General features: G+C 66.3%; 20 protein-coding genes. 12 read left to right on the top strand and 8 right to left on the bottom strand.

The window, feature by feature from the left end; genetic code table 11:
* Window positions 1–2: 2 nt before the first annotated feature.
* The 4 genes from AC3IMC_RS01190 (at window position 3) to bcp (ending at window position 3757) form a co-directional block, all read left to right on the top strand.
* The gene (locus AC3IMC_RS01190) at window positions 3–1199 is read left to right on the top strand and encodes a glycerate kinase (RefSeq protein WP_490916600.1); all 1197 of its coding nucleotides are present in this window, start codon (window positions 3–5) and stop codon (window positions 1197–1199) included.
* Window positions 1192–2535: an allantoinase AllB gene (allB, locus tag AC3IMC_RS01185; protein WP_490916599.1), complete on the top strand. Its 1344-nt coding sequence runs from the start codon at window positions 1192–1194 to the stop codon at window positions 2533–2535. The genes AC3IMC_RS01190 and allB overlap by 8 nt, the downstream gene beginning before the upstream one ends.
* Before the next feature lie 8 nt (window positions 2536–2543).
* Window positions 2544–3197 (top strand): winged helix-turn-helix domain-containing protein, encoded by a 654-nt coding sequence (locus tag AC3IMC_RS01180; protein ID WP_490916598.1) that lies wholly within the window; start codon window positions 2544–2546, stop codon window positions 3195–3197.
* Window positions 3198–3277: 80 nt separating this feature from the next.
* Window positions 3278–3757 carry a thioredoxin-dependent thiol peroxidase gene (bcp, locus tag AC3IMC_RS01175; RefSeq protein WP_490916597.1) on the top strand — a complete coding sequence of 160 codons (480 nt, stop codon included), beginning with the start codon at window positions 3278–3280 and terminating at the stop codon, window positions 3755–3757.
* A gap of 55 nt (window positions 3758–3812) precedes the next feature.
* On the opposite strand, the gene AC3IMC_RS01170 is transcribed toward bcp, so the two are convergent.
* Window positions 3813–5207: an MFS transporter gene (locus AC3IMC_RS01170; RefSeq protein ID WP_490916596.1), complete on the bottom strand. Its 1395-nt coding sequence runs from the start codon at window positions 5205–5207 to the stop codon at window positions 3813–3815.
* Between the two features lie 92 nt (window positions 5208–5299).
* Between AC3IMC_RS01170 and AC3IMC_RS01165 the strand changes: the two genes are divergently transcribed.
* From AC3IMC_RS01165 to AC3IMC_RS01155, 3 genes are read left to right on the top strand one after another with little or no spacing between them, the layout of a single operon-like run.
* Complete coding sequence (locus AC3IMC_RS01165; protein ID WP_490916595.1) at window positions 5300–5686, top strand: hypothetical protein; 387 nt, start codon at window positions 5300–5302, stop codon at window positions 5684–5686.
* A gap of 7 nt (window positions 5687–5693) precedes the next feature.
* Complete coding sequence (locus AC3IMC_RS01160) at window positions 5694–6266, top strand: GNAT family N-acetyltransferase (RefSeq protein ID WP_490916594.1); 573 nt, start codon at window positions 5694–5696, stop codon at window positions 6264–6266.
* 28 nt (window positions 6267–6294) lie between these two features.
* Window positions 6295–6732 (top strand): VOC family protein, encoded by a 438-nt coding sequence (locus AC3IMC_RS01155; protein WP_490916593.1) that lies wholly within the window; start codon window positions 6295–6297, stop codon window positions 6730–6732.
* Window positions 6733–6926: 194 nt separating this feature from the next.
* Here the strand turns inward: AC3IMC_RS01155 and AC3IMC_RS01150 are convergent, their stop codons facing one another.
* Window positions 6927–7184 carry a hypothetical protein gene (locus AC3IMC_RS01150; protein WP_490916592.1) on the bottom strand — a complete coding sequence of 86 codons (258 nt, stop codon included), beginning with the start codon at window positions 7182–7184 and terminating at the stop codon, window positions 6927–6929.
* Window positions 7185–7588: 404 nt separating this feature from the next.
* Here AC3IMC_RS01150 and uraD point away from each other — a divergent pair, with 404 nt between their 5' ends.
* The 3 genes from uraD to AC3IMC_RS01135 all read left to right on the top strand — a co-directional run bounded on the left by uraD (window position 7589) and on the right by AC3IMC_RS01135 (window position 9314).
* On the top strand, window positions 7589–8086 hold the full coding sequence (uraD, locus tag AC3IMC_RS01145; RefSeq protein ID WP_490916591.1) for a 2-oxo-4-hydroxy-4-carboxy-5-ureidoimidazoline decarboxylase: 498 nt from the start codon (window positions 7589–7591) through the stop codon (window positions 8084–8086).
* Complete coding sequence (gene uraH, locus AC3IMC_RS01140; RefSeq protein WP_490916590.1) at window positions 8083–8421, top strand: hydroxyisourate hydrolase; 339 nt, start codon at window positions 8083–8085, stop codon at window positions 8419–8421. Before uraD ends, uraH begins: the two co-directional genes overlap by 4 nt.
* Window positions 8422–8504: 83 nt before the next feature.
* Window positions 8505–9314 (top strand): IclR family transcriptional regulator, encoded by an 810-nt coding sequence (locus AC3IMC_RS01135; protein ID WP_490916589.1) that lies wholly within the window; start codon window positions 8505–8507, stop codon window positions 9312–9314.
* Window positions 9315–9368: 54 nt separating this feature from the next.
* Here the strand turns inward: AC3IMC_RS01135 and AC3IMC_RS01130 are convergent, their stop codons facing one another.
* Entirely contained in the window at window positions 9369–10622 is a 1254-nt protein-coding gene (locus AC3IMC_RS01130) for an aromatic ring-hydroxylating oxygenase subunit alpha (protein WP_490916588.1), read from the bottom strand.
* A 58-nt stretch (window positions 10623–10680) separates the two neighbouring features.
* Window positions 10681–11874: an NAD(P)/FAD-dependent oxidoreductase gene (locus AC3IMC_RS01125; RefSeq protein ID WP_490916587.1), complete on the bottom strand. Its 1194-nt coding sequence runs from the start codon at window positions 11872–11874 to the stop codon at window positions 10681–10683.
* A 297-nt stretch (window positions 11875–12171) separates the two neighbouring features.
* Here AC3IMC_RS01125 and AC3IMC_RS01120 point away from each other — a divergent pair, with 297 nt between their 5' ends.
* Complete coding sequence (locus AC3IMC_RS01120; RefSeq protein WP_490916586.1) at window positions 12172–14091, top strand: BCCT family transporter; 1920 nt, start codon at window positions 12172–12174, stop codon at window positions 14089–14091.
* Between the two features lie 68 nt (window positions 14092–14159).
* On the opposite strand, the gene AC3IMC_RS01115 is transcribed toward AC3IMC_RS01120, so the two are convergent.
* From AC3IMC_RS01115 to hxlB, 3 genes are all read right to left on the bottom strand, one after another.
* Window positions 14160–15143, bottom strand: a complete 984-nt coding sequence (locus tag AC3IMC_RS01115; protein ID WP_490916585.1) for a glucose-6-phosphate dehydrogenase assembly protein OpcA — start codon at window positions 15141–15143, stop codon at window positions 14160–14162.
* Between the two features lie 111 nt (window positions 15144–15254).
* Window positions 15255–15878, bottom strand: coding sequence for a 3-hexulose-6-phosphate synthase (gene hxlA / locus AC3IMC_RS01110; RefSeq protein WP_490916584.1), 624 nt, complete (start codon window positions 15876–15878; stop codon window positions 15255–15257).
* Between the two features lie 52 nt (window positions 15879–15930).
* Complete coding sequence (gene hxlB / locus AC3IMC_RS01105; RefSeq protein ID WP_490916583.1) at window positions 15931–16530, bottom strand: 6-phospho-3-hexuloisomerase; 600 nt, start codon at window positions 16528–16530, stop codon at window positions 15931–15933.
* Window positions 16531–16662: 132 nt separating this feature from the next.
* Between hxlB and AC3IMC_RS01100 the strand changes: the two genes are divergently transcribed.
* A complete protein-coding gene (locus AC3IMC_RS01100; RefSeq protein WP_490916582.1) occupies window positions 16663–17985 on the top strand; it encodes a helix-turn-helix transcriptional regulator in 1323 nt (440 codons plus the stop codon).
* Between the two features lie 31 nt (window positions 17986–18016).
* Here the strand turns inward: AC3IMC_RS01100 and AC3IMC_RS01095 are convergent, their stop codons facing one another.
* Window positions 18017–18292 carry a hypothetical protein gene (locus AC3IMC_RS01095; protein WP_490916581.1) on the bottom strand — a complete coding sequence of 92 codons (276 nt, stop codon included), beginning with the start codon at window positions 18290–18292 and terminating at the stop codon, window positions 18017–18019.
* Window positions 18293–18404 lie beyond the last annotated feature (112 nt).

Here is an 18404-nt window from a genome sequence, read left to right as displayed (position 1 = left end):
CCATGCGGATCGTGATTGCCCCGGACAAGTTCAAGGGATCGTTGTCCGCCCCGGAGGTGTGCAGCCACCTGGAAAAGGGCCTGCAGCGGGGCGTTGGCGGAAACCTGGACGTCGTCCGGATTCCGGTGGCCGACGGCGGCGAGGGCACCCTCGACGCCGCCGTCGGCTCCGGCTTCACCCGCCGCACGGCAACGGTGAGCGGCCCCACCGGGGAGCCCGTCGACGCCGAATTCGCCGTCCGCGGCCACGAAGCCGTCATCGAGATGGCCACGGCGTCCGGGCTGGCGCTGGTGCCGGGCGTCCGGAAAGGCGGCCGGCCTGACCGCGCTGCAGCCACTACCGCCACGAGCCTGGGCACGGGCCAACTCATCCGGGCCGCGCTCGATGCGGGCTGCCGGCGGATCGTGCTCGGCGTCGGAGGCAGTGCAAACACCGACGGCGGGGCCGGGCTCCTGCAAGGACTCGGCGCCAGGTTCCTGGACGCCCGGAACAACGAACTGCCACCCGGCGGAGCGGCGCTCGCGAACCTGCACAGCATCGATTTCACCGGCTTTGAACCCCGCCTGGTGGACACCCGCTTCGTGCTGGCATCCGACGTCGACAACCCCCTGCTGGGCGCCCAGGGCGCCGCGGCGGTTTTCGGCCCGCAAAAGGGTGCCACACCACAAGACGTCGGCATGCTCGACGCCGCCCTGGCCAGGTTTGTCGAAGTCCTGGCCAGGGAAATCGGATTCCGCGCCGTCAAGGCCGCCGAGGCCCCCGCAGCCGGGGCAGCCGGCGGCGTGGGGTACGCGGCGATCGCCGTCCTGGCCGCAACGCGGCGGCCGGGCATCGACGTCGTCCTTGAGTTCACCGGGCTCGCCGAACGCCTTGCCGGCGCCGACCTGGTGATCACTGGCGAAGGCAGCCTGGACGAGCAAAGCCTGCTGGGCAAGACCCCCATGGGCGTTGCACGTGCAGCCGCCGCGCAGGGCGTCCCGGTGGTCGCCGTGTGCGGCCGGAGCACCCTCGGGCAAGGCCAGGCTGCGGCCGCCGGATTCGAGGACGTCTACGCTTTGACCGAACTCGAAAGCGATGTAAACAGATGCATAGCAGAGGCCGGACAGCTTCTGGAACAGCTCGGCACCCAGATCAGCGGGAGGTTGGCAGCCAACAGGCTGTCCCGCACCCCAAGCACCAAGGAGGACCTCCGTGTCTGAAGAACGTTTTGACCTCGTCATCCGGGGCCGGCGCATCCTGACCACCGCCGGCATCGCCCCGCGGGAAGTGGGCGTCCGCAACGGCAGGATCGTCGCCATCGAGCCGCTCGGCAACGGCCTGGCCGGCACCGAAGTGATCGAACTGGCCGACGACGAGACCCTGCTCCCCGGACTAGTGGACACCCACGTCCACGTCAACGAGCCCGGCCGCACCGAGTGGGAGGGCTTTGCCTCCGCCACCCGTGCCGCGGCAGCCGGCGGCGTCACCACCATCATCGACATGCCGCTGAACTCCGTCCCGCCCACCACCACGGTGGAGAACCTGAAGCTCAAGCGCGAGGTGGCCGAGGACCAGGCGTTCATCGACGTCGGGTTCTGGGGCGGCGCCATCCCCGGCAACAAGGCCGACCTGCGCCCGCTGCACGACGAGGGCGTCTTTGGTTTCAAGTGCTTCCTGCTGCACTCCGGCGTGGACGAGTTCCCGCACCTGGACGCGGACGAGATGGAAGAGGACATGGCCGAGCTGAAGTCCTTCGACTCGCTCATGATCGTCCATGCCGAGGACTCGCACGCCATTGACCGCGCACCGCACCCGGGTGGCGACCACTACTCCACGTTCCTGGCCTCCCGCCCCCGCGGCGCCGAGAACAAGGCGATCGCGGAGGTCATCGAACGGGCCCGCTGGACGGGCGCGCGGGCGCACATCCTGCACCTGTCGTCGTCGGACGCCCTGCCCATGATCGCCTCGGCAAAGCGCGACGGCGTCAAGCTCACCGTGGAGACCTGCCCGCACTACCTGACCCTGATGGCCGAGGAAATTCCTGACGGCGCCACCGCCTACAAGTGCTGCCCGCCTATCCGCGAGGCTTCCAACCGGGAACTGCTGTGGCAGGGCCTGCTGGACGGCACCATCGACTGCATCGTCTCGGACCATTCCCCCTCCACGCTGGACCTGAAGGACCTGGAGAACGGCGACTTTGCCGTGGCCTGGGGCGGCGTTTCCTCGCTGCAGCTGGGCCTGTCCCTGATCTGGAGCGAGGCACGGCAGCGTGGGATCCCGCTGGAGCAGGTGGTGTCCTGGATGGCGGAAAAGCCGGCCAACCTGGCCCGGCTCACCAACAAGGGACAGCTGGCCCTGGGCTACGACGCCGATTTCGCGGTCTTCGCCCCCGACGAGGCCTTCGTGGTGGATGTTTCCAAGCTCAAGCACAAGAACCCCATCACCCCGTACGACGGCAGGACCCTCTCGGGCGTGGTCCGCAAGACTTTCCTGCGCGGCGCCGTAGTGGACGGCCAGACCCCCACGGGCAAGCTGATCCGCCGCGGCGGCGTATAGGACGCGCCATGGCCGTGGAAGCCCATCACCCCGGGGGCGTGCACGGGAGTCCTGTGCTCGCCAAGCGGGCAGCCGCACGGGGCCTGGCACTGTGGGTGGTTCCGGCCGAAGGAACCAGCCCCGAGGTCCTGCGCCACGCCGCCCGCATGGTCCTTGCGAGGGCCCTCGAAACTGCTCCGGAGGCGGAAGTCCACTGGCCTGCCGCCGGAGCCCCCACGTCCGGGTCCTCTGCCACGGAAGGAGCCGCAGCCGACTCCTCTCGCGTTTCTTCCACCGCAGCGGACCCCGGCGCAACTGATGCCGACGGCGGCACCCACCTGCCGCCGTCGGCCGGCCCGGTCAGCACCATGGCCGTGGACCTGGCCGCCGAGATGGTCCTGCTCGACGGCCAGCCGGTGCCCCTGACCGGCGTCGAATACAAGGTGCTCCGCTACCTGGTGACCCACCTGTCCCGTACCGTTGCACGCGAGGAACTGCAGCAGTTCCTGGAGTCGCTGGACTTCCCCGGCGCCACCGCCCGTGCCATCGACGTCTACGTCGGCAGGATCAGGCGGAAGCTGGGCAACGCCCGCCACGCGGTGGCCACCGTGCGCGGCGGCGGCTACCAGTTTGTCCCCGGGCCCCACGCGGTGGTCCGGGGTCCGGCGGAATACTGCATATGACGCGCGAGTTGTATCTCTCAGCGGCAACCCGCTTCACTAGATGTTTGGCCATCACTGACCGAGTCTTTCAAAGGAACGCCATGAGCCCCACCCTGACCACCAAACTCCAGCCCGGCACCCCGGCTCCTGAGTTCACCCTCCGGGACGCCCAGGGCCGGGAAACCTCCTTGGCCGATTACCGCGGCAAGAACGTCATCGTGTACTTCTACCCGAAGGCCGCCACCCCCGGGTGCACCACCGAGGCCTGCGACTTCCGCGACAGCCTGGCCTCGCTGCAGGGCAAGGGCTACGAAGTTGTCGGCATCTCCCCCGACGCCCCCGAGGCCCTGGCCGGCTTCACGGGCGACTTCTCCCTGACCTTCCCGCTGCTCTCCGACCCCGAGCACGCGGTGGCCCTGGCCTACGGCGCCTGGGGCGAAAAGCTGGTCAACGGCGAAATCCACGAAGGGATCGTCCGCTCCACGGTTGTGGTGGACCCCGAAGGCAACGTCACCCTGGCCCAGTACCAGGTCCAGGCCGACGGCCACGTCGCCGCCCTGAAGGAAGCCCTGGGAGTCTAGCCACCTGTATCTTCCCTGGTGCCCCGGTTCGCGTGTGAACCGGGGCACCCGGCGTTTAACCGGCCGCCCGCGCTTCTGCCGGCGACTCCGCATACGAAGCGGACACCCGGCGGTACACCGGGGTCAGAAAGGCCAGCAGGGCGGCAGCGATCATGATGATGCCGGCTACCAGGAACACCAGGGCGATTCCGCGGGAGGTGCCCTCACCCAGCAGCGGCGCCAGGAACGCTGCTCCCTCGGCAGACCGCGCGTAGGGGATGATCCAGAACTGGGCGATCGGCGCGATGAGGAACGCCGTGACGGGTGCCGCGGCAGACTCGAATGCCATGGCGAAGCCGAACACACGGCCCTGCTGGGGCAGCGGCACAACCCGCTGGATCACGGTTTGCTCGGCCGCCTCCACGAACGGAACCAGCACCAGGTACAGCCAGATCCCGAGGATGTAGAGCCACGCCCACTCCCGCAGTGTAAAGACCGCGCCGAGGATCCCCATGGCCACCACCGCAATCAGCAGGGTGCGCAAGGGGTTGGCGCCAAGCCCGAATTTGCCGATCAGGGCACCGCCAATGATGAACCCGGTGGCTCCAAAGGCAAAGACGGCGCCCCACATTTCCACGGAAAACATTTCCAGCCCGTACGGATCCATCAGCGCCATGTAGACGCCGCCGATGAAGTTGTTGAACGTCGAAAACAGGATCAGCGCGAACAGCCCGGAAATGGCCAGTACGGCCGCAAACGATCCCCGAAGATCGAATCCGCCGTGGGCGTCCGTTGCCGCCACGCGCACTTCCTCCGGCATGCGGAGGGTGAGCAGGTGCGCGGCGGCGAGCGCGGTGAGCACCAATGCGACGACGATGGTCCACCCCATTCCCAGCAGCCCGACTGACAGTCCGGAGAGCAGGGAGGTCACGATGAACATCAGCCCCTGCACCATCCCCACCAGCCCGTTGGCGTTCGCGCGGCGGTCCGGCTCGATGAGGATGGTGACGGTAGTGGATAAAGCGATGTTGCGCAGGTTTTCCACGACGGCACCGACAAGGATGACCATGGTGAAGATCCAGAACCACGGACGCCCCAGGTCCAGCAGGGACGCCGCAGGCGTCAGCAGGAACAGAACCCCGGACAGCGCGAACATCACCAGGCTGAAGCCGGCAGCGAAGCGCATCACGGACAGCTTGCGGCACCGGTCCACGAACGTGCCGAAACTGACGCTGGAGAGGGCAATCAGCAGCATGTACGCGCCGCCCACCACCCCGGTGGCGATCACGTTGCGCGTCTCCAGGTAAAGCCAGAAAGTCAGCGCGAACCACAGGTAGCTGGTGGTGATATTCGCCAGGGCGGTGTTGACCAGGATGCCGGTGAAGGTGCGGTAGCGCTCGGCAGGGGTACGTGGCAAGGTGCCGGCAGTTTCGGGATCCGCAGCGGTCCTGCCCGGTTCCGGCTGGGTCATGCGTCCCAGTGTAGTGAGGCACACCGTGGGCCAAAAGGGTGGAAACTGGGTTGATCAGCATTCAGCTCCAGCCCGCCAGGGAAAGGACGGCCATGGATGACGAAACGTGGGAAGACGGGACGGACCCGCGCCTCCTGCTGCTGTTGACCTCTGTCTTCGGCACCGGCCCGGACGCCACAGTGGAGCTCACAGTGGTGGTTGACGGTGCCGTCATCTCAGGATCCGTGGTGTCGGAGCAAGCGTGGACCCAGCGGCAGAATGACCAGGTTCGGATTGGCAGTTGGGCCATCGCCGGGGTCCTCGACTCATGGGAATCCGGGGCCCATGAAACCGGTACCCGTGCCGGGGACCAGCCACCGTACATCCATTTCCTGGCCCCTGTCCTGCTCTCGGGCGGCGTCAGGGTCCCCCTGCAGGCGACCAGGGTTGATGTCCGCAGGGTTGCCGCCTGGAGCATCGGCCGGATCCCAGGGGACTGAGTGCACCATGGCGATTGAGGTGCGGCCGGCAACGGCCTTCGAGGACGTTGCCACGATGGTGGGCCCGAAGCGTCCCGACGCCACCGTCTGCTGGTGCCTGAGCTACCGGATCCCGTCCAGGCTGAACGTGTCCCTGCGCGGCGCGGAGCGCGGGGACCTGGTCAGGCAGCTGGTTGCGCAGGATCCCCCGCCCGGGGTTTTGGCGTACGACGGCGGCGAAGTCGTCGGGTGGGCAGCGGTCCACCCGCGGGCGGACACCAGTTTCGCCCGGAACCGCAGGATCCCCCATGTGGACGGGCAGGATGCCTGGTCCGTGTGGTGCCTGCGGGTCCGCCCGGGCCACCGCGGAAAGGGGATCTCACACCACCTGCTGTCAGGTGCCGTCGAGTTTGCCCGCTCCTACGGGGCTCCCGTCATCGAGGGTTACCCCGTGGACAACCGGGGCAGCAAGGTGGACCTCACCATGGCCTACGTGGGCACCCGCAAGCTCTTCGAGGACGCAGGCTTCACCAAGGCCGCGGACACCGAGTCCGTCTTGAATGGCTTTCCCCGCGTTCTGATGCGGCTGGACCTCCAGTAACGGCTTGGCCTGGGCTAGCATCGGACCCATGGCGATCCAACGCATGGACCACGTGGGCATCGTGGTGACTGACATGGCTGCCGCAACAGCCTTCTTCGTAGAGCTCGGCCTCTCGCCGGTGGGCAGCGGAGAAGTGGAGGGCGCCTGGGTGGACCGCATCATTGGCGTCGACGGGGTCCGGTCCGAGATCGCCATGCTGGAGACTCCGGACGGCCGGTCCCGGCTTGAGCTCAGCAGCTTCCACACGCCCCCAACCCCCGACGGCGACCCGCAGGCCCCCGCCAACGTCCCGGGCCTGCGCCACCTCTGCTTCGCCGTGGACGACATCGAGGACACCGTCACCAGGCTGAAAGCGCACGGCGGTGAGCTGGTTGGCACCCTTGAACACTATGGGGACATCTACAAGCTCTGCTACGTCCGCGGCCCGGAGGGCATCATCGTCGAACTCGCCGAAGAACTCGGCTGATCCAGCAGCAGGAGGACAGGGCTCACTTCCGGCGCCAGTACTTGCCCCAGTCAACTTCCATGGCCCACAGCGCAAGGAGCAGCGCGTCCATGGTCATCAGCCCCGCCAAAAGGTACGCCCAACCCGCCAAAGAACCCACTGCAATCTCCTGACCTGGTATCCCCCAGCCAATCGATTGCACCTAAGTGTGGCACTTAAACCGCCGGCACGGAACGCCTTCCGGCAGCAGTGTGGAAAAGATCCTCAAGCCTGTGGTGCGCCTCGGTCTCCAGCTTGAGCCGGCGGGTGAGCTTCTCCACCTGCCGTGACATTTCCTCCCCTACCGGGAGCCTGTCGCCGGGCCAACTGGACAACTCGCGCGATTCCGCAAGCGCGTGCTCCAGATCCCTGGCCGCTGCCCGGACCTTCCGCGAATGGAAATAGAGGCGAAGCAGCGCCCTGGCTCTCTCCACTCCAGTCCTCTTGAGTTGTTCCATCGGCTTCCCTGCCTTCCGCAAGCCGTGCAGCTTCCGGTGCGGTCGTCGTCGAGCCCTGCCTGGAAGCCGTTTGCTTCCTTTCGAGTGTCCCCGCAGTTCCTCAACGTCCCGGCAAGCAGGTGCAAAGATTCCCACAAGATATTCGGGGCGGTGAACGGTCGGTGCCTCTGTGTCAGGTCGCCGGCCGGGACCAGCCGGGGCCGGCCGCCTGCTGTACGCTCTTGACACGGACCAAAGCCCTGCTCTTGAATATTACGTATGCTGAAATAACAGTTCCATGATGCGGAAGCCTGCCGATGTTTTGTCAGGTCAGGCGCCGACTCTTCCGGCCTCCGCATAGCCGTCACCATGGATGCCAGCAGACCGAGGAATGAGCCAGCATGCAGCTTGCCGAATTCAACGCGGCAGATCCCGCCGCGGCCCGGGCCACCCTGCGCCCATGCATTGATGTCACCAGGTGGGTGGATGCCGTGGCAGAGGCACGGCCTTTCGCGAACCGGAACGAACTCCTGGAGTTCGCGGCCAACGCCGCCAGTCCCTTCACGCCCGCCGAGGTGGAAGCCGCCATGGCACACCATCCCCGCATTGGGGAGCGTCCGACGGCGGCAAGCACCGAGGCGTCCATGTCCCGTTCCGAGCAGGCCGGGGTGGACCCGGCAGATGCCGCGGCGGCCGACGCCCTGGCCCGGGGCAACCGGGAGTACGAGGAAAAGTTCGGCCGGGTCTTTTTGATCCGCGCCGCCGGCCGCACCGCGCCGGAGATCCTGCAGGCCCTGGATACCCGCCTCTCCAATTCCCCCGAAGACGAAGACACCATCGTGGCCCAGCAGCTGCGTGAGATTGCCGTACTGCGGCTCGAAGGACTGATCAGCGAATGAGCGTTTCACACGTCACCACCCATATCCTCGACACCGGTGCCGGGCGCCCGGCGGCGGGTGTCGCCGTCGTGCTTTCAGCAAACGACGGCGGCACCTGGCGTGAGCTGGCGGCGTCCACCACGGACTCGGACGGACGCGCGAAGGACCTGGGTCCGGAGCGGCTGGAACCAGGCCACTACAAACTGAACTTCGCCACCGGCAGCTACTACGCCGGCCTCCAGACCCGGACATTCTTCCCGGAAGTGGACCTGGTCTTCGAGGTCACCGGCCCCGAGCACTACCACGTGCCGCTGCTGTTGAGCCCCTTTGCGTACTCCACCTACCGCGGCAGTTAGCAAACGGTTCCGGCCGCTTGAAAAGTCAACCGGGTTAACGCAATGTCACCGCCGTCACAGTTCCCGGCATAGGATCAGGAAGTATGGCTCCTAAAAATGAACCGGAATCCGATACCGACAGCGAAGGCGGCCAGTCCGGGGGCGTGCAGTCCGTGGAGCGCGCCCTCACCGTCCTGGAAATCCTGGCAAGGGAGGGGCACGCCGGCGTCAGCGAAATTGCCGAGGAGATGGGGATCCACAAATCCACCGTCTCAAGGCTGATGGGGTCCCTGGTGAGCCGGGAGATGGTCCACCAGAACAGCGAGCGCGGCAAGTACCAGCTGGGATTCGGCATCCTGCGCCTGGCCAGTTCCATTCCCGGCCGGCTCAGCCTGGTCCACGAAGCCCGGCCCGTACTGGAAAGCCTGGCCGAGGAGTTCAAGGAAACCGTCAACCTGGCCGTCCTGCGCTCCAACTACGCCGTGAACGTGGACCAGGCGATGGGACCCTCCACGCTTGCCACCTACGACTGGGTGGGAAGCCTGACACCGCTGCACGCCACGTCCAGCGGAAAGGTCCTCTTGGCTGCGCTGGAGGCCGACGAACGCGACCGCATCCTGAAGGAGACCGGGCTGGCGCCCCGAACCTCCCGCACCATCACCAGCCGGAAGGAACTGGACGCCCAGCTGCTCGACGTGGCGGCCAAGGGATACGCCGTGGTGCGTGAGGAGTTCGAGATCGGCCTGAACGCCGTGGCCGTGCCCGTCTACAACCACCAGGGCACCGTGATCGGTTCGGTCAGCATCTCCGGGCCCGCATTCCGTTTCGACCCGGAAAAGATTCCGGGCCTGCTCGAATCACTGAAGGAAGCGGGGCTCAAGGTCAGCGCCAACATGGGCTACACCGTCAGGTAATAATGCAGATAACCCCCGGGCCGGGCCCGGGGGTCATCTGCGTTAACCAGTACTTCAGTTCGCTGCGGCCACTGCAGGCTCATTGCGCTCGACGGTGACGGCCCGCTCCTCCAGCGGCGGGGTGTCGGCCGTGATGCCCAGCCGGACATCGCCGGACAACGGCGCGTCGCCCACCTTCTCCTGTACCCAGTCGTGGAACGCCCCGATGTGGTGCTCGCTGGGGACCAGCACACCACCCTTGGCGTAGGTCTTCGAGGCCATTCCTGGCTGGCAGCGTTCGCAGGCGTCGAAGTCCTGCATGTTGACGCGGTGGAACAGCTCAACCGAGGCAGACACGTCCTTGCCGCTTTCGACGACAGACGGCAGGTACAGCCAGTCGCACTCGACGATGGTGTGGTCCGCCGCCAGCGGGAACATGCGGTGGATGATCACGTGGTCAGGGACCAGGTTCACGAACACGGTGGGCTTGATGGTGATGGCGTAATAGCGGCGGTCCTGGTCCTCGCCCACGCCGGGGATGATGTCCAGGCCCTCGGACCCGTCCACGGTGAAGCCCTTGATGTCCTCGCCAAACTCGGCACCGTGGCCCACGAAGTACTGTGCCGCCAGGCCGTCGGCGAACTCAGGCAGGACCTCGGTCAGTTCCGGGTGGATGGTGGCGCAGTGGTAGCACTCCATGAAGTTCTCGATGATGAGCTTCCAGTTGGCCTTCACGTCATACTTGATCCGCCGGCCCAGGCTCAGGTTGGCCACATCGTAGCCCTCGATGGCTTTGAGGTCACCGAGGCGCTCCTCGATGGCACCCATGACGTCCTCTTCGAACGACGGCGGCTCCTCGGCCAGGCACACCCATACGTAGCCCAGGTACTCGCGGACGTGGACCTTGGCCAGGCCATACTCGTCACGGTCGATGTCGGGCATCTTGGTCAGGTTCGGCGCCGCGATGAGCTTGCCCTCGAAGTCGTAGGTCCACGCGTGGTACGGGCACTGGAACGAGCGGGCGGCTTCGCCCTGTTCTTCCATGCAGAGCTTCACGCCGCGGTGGCGGCAGATGTTGTAGAAGCCGCGGATCTGGCCCTTGCGGGTGCGGCTGATCAGGACGCTTTCGCGGCCGACCTGGACGGTCCGCCAGGCCCCGGCCTTGTCCAGGTCCGAGGAACGGATGGCGCAGAACCACATCTGCTCGAAAATCCGCTCCTGCTCCGCCCGGAACAACCCCTCGTCCACGTACGTCGATCCCGGCAGCGTGGGGATCAAACTCGGCACACTCACTTCAACAGACAAAAAATTCCTCCTCAAAAACCCCATGCGCCAGTGCATGGGGACGTCTGGTATTCGAAAAAATGCATGAACCGCCGAAGCGGTATCAGGAAGCGGCGGCCAGCACCGGTGCAGGCTTCGCGGCCGGGGCCGCGAGGCTGCGGCGCCATTTGGTGAACAGGCGGGGCTGGTTCATGCCGAGGACCGCGACGGGGGTTTCACCTTTGTAGTAAACCGCCAGGAAGTTGTGTTCCTCCGGGTCGCCGGCTTCGATGACCAGCCTGTCGTGCCCTGCGGAATGGCCTGCGAACTGGATCTTCACGCCATGCTGGTCGGACCAGAAGTAGGGCGGCTTGACCGGCAACTGCGGAGCGTCGGCGTCGAGCAAAGCCTGGACCGCAACGGCGGGGCGCTCCAGTGCGCCTGTCCAATGCTCTACCCGGCGGTGCTCACCCAGGGTGAGTTCGAACCAGTTCGCGCAATCTCCGACAGCGACGATGCCGGGCGCTGTGGTGCGCCCCATGGCGTCGCACAGCACGCCGTTGCGCAGTTCGACGCCGGAGCCCTCCAGCCACTCGACGTTGGGCTGGGCACCGATCCCAACAAGGACGACGTCGGCCGGGAGGTTGCGCCCGTCGGCGAGCCGCAGGGCCGTGACATTGCCGTCCTTAATGGCGAAGGATTCGATGTCCGCACCGCAGATCAGGTTGACTTTCCTGGCGGTGTGGAGCTTTGCCACCGTGGCACCCATGTCCTCGCCCAGTTGCGGGGCGAACGGAACCCGGGCGTAGTCGACCATGGTGACGTCCATGCCGCGCGTGGCAGCCACCGAGGCAGCCTCGGCGCCGATGAATCCGGCACCGATGATGACCATCCTGTTCCCTGCGACAAGTTTTGGCGCCAGGCCTTCGGCGTCGGCGATGGTCCGCAGGTAGGAGACGTTGTCCAGCCCTTCGAGGGCCGGCAGTTTGCGGGAGCGGGCACCTGTGGCAATAACGATGCCGTCGGCGGCCAGGGTCCGCCCGTCCGAGAGCGTGATGGTGTGGCTGGCAGCATCCAGGCCCACCGCGCTGACGCCGAGGATCCATTCGGCATCGAGGGCGTCGTCAGGTGTTTCCAGGAACAGGTCCTCCGCGGTGATGGTGCCGAGGAGGAAGTCTTTGGACAAAGGGGGCCTGTCGTACGGACGGTGCTGTTCATCGCCGATGATGACCAGCCGTCCGCCGAAGCCCTGGGCGCGGGCGGCCCTGGCGGCCGAAAGACCGGCCAGGGAGGCTCCCACGATCGCAAGCGTCTGCATAGTTTCCCTTCGAAATCTCTCTTTGCGCAACACAGAGCGCAATATGCAACAGCGTGCTGGACCACCTGAGGGGTGTCAAGAGATTCTGACCGTATGACGCCCTTGACTTTCAAAGTGACGTACAGCACTCTTGTTGCTTAGCGCGAACTCTGTTGATCTTTGCGGAACACCTCCCCCATAGGGCTCACGACCCTGCCCCGCTGGCGCCACGGCCTCTCAGCAATTCATCCCCGGATTGCGCCGCCGGAAGCCCAGCATTAAACGCAAGCCCATGGACTAGCCAAAGGACCCGCTTTCATGGCCATCAATAGTGAACTGACCTCCCCGAAGCCCAAGGTGCCGCCGTCAGACGGCGTTCCCCCCGAGCCGCTGGACATCGATCAAGGCGAAGCGACGGCGGCCCTTCCCGCCGTCAACGAACACGAGCAGATCCTGGAGGAACTGCGGCTGAGTAACAGGGAACAGGCCCTTACCCAGCGCCGCAACCGGAAACTGACGCTCGACAAAGCAACATTCGGCATCACGGGTGTCATCGCCCTCGCCTTCGTGGTGTGGGGGTTCGCCGACAAGGACGGCCTGGCCACCACTTCCAAGGACGCCCTGGACTGGGTGATGGAATACACCGGCTGGCTCTTCATGGTCCTCGCCTCGCTGTTCGTCGTCTTCGTCCTGTGGCTGGCGCTGGGCAAATTTGGCAACATTCCGCTGGGCAAGGACGGCGAAAAGCCCGAATTCCGCACGGTTTCATGGATCGCCATGATGTTCGCCGCCGGAATGGGCATCGGCCTGATGTTCTACGGCGTGGCCGAGCCGCTGTACCACTTCGTCTCTCCCCCGCCGGGAACCGTCGACGGCCGCACCCCCGCAGCCATCCAAACCGCCATGGCCACGTCCATCTTCCACTGGACCCTGCACCCCTGGGCCATGTACGCCGTCGTAGGCATCGCCATGGCATACGGCACCTACCGGCTGGGCCGCAGGCAGCTGATCTCGGCCGCCTTCACGTCGTTGTTCGGAATCAGGACGGTTGAGGGGCCGGTGGGCAAGGTCATCAATATTTTGGCCATTTTCGCCACGCTCTTCGGCACCGCCGCCTCCCTGGGCCTGGGTGCCCTGCAGATCGGCAGCGGCTTCACCTCCAACGGCTGGACAGGCGAGATCGGCACCCCGGTCCTGGTGGGCATCGTTGCAATCCTGACAGCATGCTTCATCGCGTCCGCGGTGTCCGGCATCAGCCGCGGAATCCAGTGGCTTTCCAACGTCAACATGGTCCTCGCCGTCGTCCTGGCCATCATCGTCTTCGTGGCAGGGCCCACCCTCTTCATCCTCAACCTCATCCCCTCCGCGGTGGGCGACTACCTGAGGGACCTGGCGGAGATGTCCTCGCGTACGGAAGCCGTGGGTGACGAAGCGCTGCGCACCTGGATGTCGGGCTGGACCATCTTCTACTGGGCCTGGTGGATTTCATGGACGCCCTTCGTGGGCATGTTCATCGCCCGGATCAGCCGCGGCCGGACCATCCGGCAGTTCGTCACCGGCGTCCTGCTGGTCCCGAGCATCGTCAGCGTGATCTGGTTCGGCATCTTCGGCGGTACGGCCTTCCACATCCAGCAGGAAGCGGACAAGGCGGGCACACCGGGCCTGATGACCGTCACCGACGGCAAGGCCACCATCGATTTCGACGGCGCCCTGTTCAACCTGGTGAAGAACCTCCCCCTGCCCGGGTGGATGATTGCGGCCGTGATCGTCCTGGCCATGGTGCTGGTGGCAATCTTCTTCATCACCGGCGCCGACTCCGCTTCCCTGATCATGGCGTCGCTGAGCTCCAACGGCAGCTCGGACCCCAGGCGGGCCCTGGTCATCTTCTGGGGTGCCCTCACCGGCGCCGTGGCCGCCGTCATGCTCCTCGCGGGCGGCGACGAGCCCTCCGAGGCCCTGTCCGGCCTGCAACGGATCACCATCGTGGCAGCCCTGCCATTCGTCATCGTCATGCTCCTGCTCTGCTTCGCCCTTGCCAAGGACCTTCGGCGCGATCCGCTGTCCTTGCGCCGCCGGCTGGCGGATTCAGTGGTGGAGCGGGCCATCCGCACGGGAGTTGAGCAGCACCGCGGGGTCCAGTTTGACCTCGTGACAAAGCACGAGTGCGCAGAAGGATGCCCCGAGGGGGCGCCCTGCCCGGGCGCAGGCCCGGACCTGGAGAAGGCCGCCGCACGGTAGCGGAACTTTCAGGCAAAACTTTGGCCCCCGGCGCGTTTGCCGGGGGCCAAAGCCGTTAAGGGCCCCGCCTAAACCGCGGCGAGGCATTCCTGCAGCGGGTGGGGGGCAACAGATGCCGGGGACGCTGCCGCCGGCGTCCCTTTGCATGCGCGTCCGACGGCGGCGAGCACCTCCCCGAACACCGGGTCCGGGTCGAGGCGGCCGAGTTCTTCGGCGAGGCAGTCGCGCAGGCTGGGGCGGGGAAGTGAGATTCGCTGGGCCCTCTGCCCGGGCAGGCTCAGTTCCGTGACCGCCAACCCCGGGCGGACAAGCCGGATTTCGCCCTCACGCAGGATGAGCCGGACGGAGCGAAGGCCGGTGCCGCCGGGGCCCTCCACACTGGCAACGGGAACATCCAGGGCGGCGCCAAGCCATGCGGCCATGAGCAGCGGACTGGGCGAATCAGCGGCCCCTTCGACCTCGGCGGAGAGCACGGAGGACGCGTCCACCTGGTCCAGTGCGGCGGCCAGTTGGATGCGCCAGTTGGTCAGGCGTGTCCAGGCGAGGTCGGTGTCCCCGGCTTTGTAGGTCCGGTGGATGCGTTCGAGCGCGGCCTGGGGGTCGGGTTCATTCGCGGAGTCGGTGATCCGGCGGTGCGCGATCGCGCCGATGGAGGTTTCGCAGGCGTTCTGCGGGGCGCCGTGCGGCCACCAGGCCACGATGGGTGCGTCCGGGAGCAGCAGGGCAGCGACGAGGGATTCGGATTCGTACGCGAGCTGGCCGTAGCCGCGCAGCACGATCACCTCCGACGCGCCGGCGTCCCCGCCGACCCGGATCTGGGCGTCGAGCCGGTCCGCGTGGTCCTTCCCGGCGTCGGCGAGGACGATGATCCGGCAGGGGTGTTCGCGGGAGGCGTCGTTCGCGGCCTCGATCGCTTCTTCCTCCAGCCCCGACTTCGTGACCACGACCAGGGTCAGGACCCGGCCCAGGGCGATCACACCGCCCTGCTCGCGCAGGGCCATCAGTTCCTTGGAGACCTTCGACGTGGTGGTATCGGGCAGATTAACGATCATGGCGACCTTCCTGCTGCGGCTGCAGCCTATGGCTTGAGTACGCGGAACGCGCAACAGCGGCCCCACCAGTGGAGGTGGAGCCGCCGTCCCGTTGCGAGGAGGGTATGGGGATCAGTTGATGGCCGCCTGGAGTTCCTTGGCTGCCAATGCAGGATCGGAAGCCCCGTAGATGGCGCCGCCGGCCACGGCAACATCAGCTCCTGCAGCCTGGACTGCTGCGATGGTGCTGACGTTCACGCCGCCTGCCACGGAGAAGGGCACCTGCGATTCTTCGCCCGCGCGGAGGAGTCCGTTCAGGTCGAAGCCCGGCTTTGCCTGCTCGTCCAGGCCTGCGTGCATCTCCACGAACTTGGCACCCAGGGCGCGGACTTCCTTGGCGCGGGCGGCCTTGTCGGCAACGCCGATCAGGTCCACGACGATGCCCTTGCTGTGCGCCTTTGCGGCCTTGACGGCACCTGCGATCGTGGAGTCATCCGCGGATCCGAGCACGGTGACCAGGTCGGCTCCGGCCTTGAACGCGATGTCGGCTTCGAGTTCGCCGGCGTCCATGGTCTTCATGTCGGCGAAGACCAGCTTGTCCGGGTGGGCTTCCTTGACTGCGGTAATGGCTGAGAGCCCCTCGGCCTTGATCAGCGGGGTGCCCAGTTCGATGATGTCGACGTATTCGGCCACCTTGCCGGCCAGCTCGAGGGCGTCCTCAACGGTGAGGAGGTCGATGGCTACCTGGAGTTTCATGGTTCTTCTTTCTTTTGGGTTTGTCCGAAGGACGGGAAATTGATGGAAAGGCCTATTCGAGGTTGGCGTGGCGCAGCCACAACTGCTCGGCCGGGATGTCGGCGTTGTCCCACAGTGTCTGGAACACCGCTTCCGTTGCCACGAAGAGCACCTGCTCGAACAGGCTCCCGGAGTACTGGCGGGAGACGCCGGAGCCGTGGTCGGTCTTTTGCTGGGCCGGGAGCACCACGACGGCGTCAGCCAGGCCCGCAAGCACGGAGCCGGGGTTGGCGGTAAAGGCAACAATCCTTGCCTCCGCCTTTGCGGCGGTCTCGGCAGCCTTCACGACCCCCGCGGTGCCGCCGGACCCCGACGCCACGAGCAGAAGGTCGCCCTTCCGGATGGCAGGCGTGGTGGTGTCTCCGGCCACGTGGACCACAAGGCCCAGGTGCATCAGCCGCATCGCGGCCATCCTCAAAACCAGGCCGCTTCGGCCCGCCCCGGCCACGAAGACGCGGTCGGCGTTCTCAAGCATTGCGGCGGCCTGGCGCAGCCTGTCAGGGCTGATGTTGGCCGCGGTGCCCGCGATCTCCCCCAATACCAGGGAGATATTGCCCGTGATGGCTTCGCCGGTTGCTTCCACGCCGGGAGCGGTTAGAACGGTTGAGTCCATGTCTCCTCCTTGTTCGTGTTCCTGGCATCCATCGTCCCGAAACGGGCGGGTAGGTGAAACGCCAATTCGGGATGGTTTTCAACCACCCATTCGGGTAGGTAAGGTGGTGAACCGTCGCGTATCCTGTTCGGCATGACTGAGAGCACCCCGTCCGTTCGGCTGGTTCAAGAGTTCCCCGGGCCCGCCCTCCCCTGGCCCCTGCTCCGCGCCGTGGCCCGGATCGCGGATGCGCCGCTCTCCGCCATTGCCGAACGGCTGCGCGAAGCCGTCCTCCCCTATACCGGGGGCGATGCGCTGGTGATCTTTACCGAGGAGTGCACCGGGCGCCCGCAGAAGAAGGCCGGCGACGAAGAGGTGGTGGCCCGGGTATCGATCGGCGAACTCCAGCAGCTGCGCGGCCTGGTGGCCGGCGACGAGCCCTGGACGGGAACGGCACAGATCGCAGGCACGCAACGGCAGGCCTTCGCCCTGAAGTACGCGCCCAGCAATGCCCTTCTGGTCATTACCTACTCCGGGACAGCCAGCGGACGCCGGCATGCCGTGGACGTGGAGCTCATGGACCTGGCGCTCGTGTCATTTCTCTGGGACATGGCAGCACGCCGCATCCAGGAGAAGGTGAAGGATGCGCCGCCGTCCTACCTGCTGGAATCTCGGGCAGCGTCCGCCGAAAGGATTAGGGTCACCAGCGAGCTGGTGGACCTGCATTCGACAACCCTTGAAACCATCCTGGCGGCAGCACGGTCCGGCTCCCTGGATGACGCAGCAGCGCGGGCCACCGTCAGTGACGCGGCCGCCAAGGCGCTGGTGGAGCTTCGCACGCACAACGACCAGACAGCAGAACTGGTGAAGGAACCGGTGGCCACCGCTTTCGAGCGGCTGCGCGAGGACCTGCGTCCGCTGACGCGGTTCAGCGGAATCGACGTGCAGTTCATCGAGCCCCCCTTGAACGGCAGGGCGCTGCCCGGGGAAGTGGCCATCGCGGCGCGCGCCATTGTGCGCGGGCTGCTGCTGGCCATGATGGAGCAGCCGGAGGTCCGGCGGGTGCGCACGCAGTGGGACTGCGACGGCGAGAACCTGCTGATCAACGTCCGGGATGACGGGCGGGGCGGGCTCTCGGCGGACGCCCCGAACATGGAACGGCTGAAGCGAAGGGTGCAGGCACTGGATGGCCGCATGGAAGTCGACCTCATGCCGGGGTGGGGTGCGGACATTTCCGTCACGCTGCCCCTGGATCCGCCTGCTTCTCCAGTGGACGTCTCGGGTTGGAACCTCGCGGCCCGGGAACTTGAGGTGCTCCAGCTGCTCGCCAGTGGCCAGCGCAACCGGAGCATAGCCGCCGCGCTGAACATCAGCGAGAACACGGTCAAGTTCCACGTAAGGAATGTGTTCAGGAAGCTGGGCGTGGCTTCGCGGACCGAAGCCATAGCGCTGGCCCACACCCACGGACTTCGCTAGGAAGCCCCTGCGTTGCCGGCTAAGGCACGGGTTATACCCAGATCTGGTAGCCGGACGACTTGTCGAAGACGCGCCGGGTGCTGATGCCCTCGGCCGCTATCCAGAGCACGGAATCGTCCTCCGTCGCCTGGTCCACTACCCCGCTGGCCACATGCTCCCCCAGCAGCCACACCTCGACGGTGTGGCCTGGGAGACGGCCCCAGTCGGCCCGCAGACCGAGGGCCTTCTTCGCGTTGCGGCCACCTGTGCTGACCTCTCCAAGGTCGCTGGCAGCACGCGGGGCATCAAGGGTTGCCTGTGAATCCACTGATCTCTCCGTTCGCCGGCGCCATCGCCGCTCAATCCCAGCACTGATATTTGATTGATATATCAATGTGGCTTTCGAGTATGGGCCAGGTCACACTCAGTGTCAACAGCAG

The sequence above is a fragment of the Arthrobacter sp. E70 genome (genome assembly GCF_058266945.1).
This window is presented reverse-complemented; position numbering and strand designations above follow the sequence as displayed.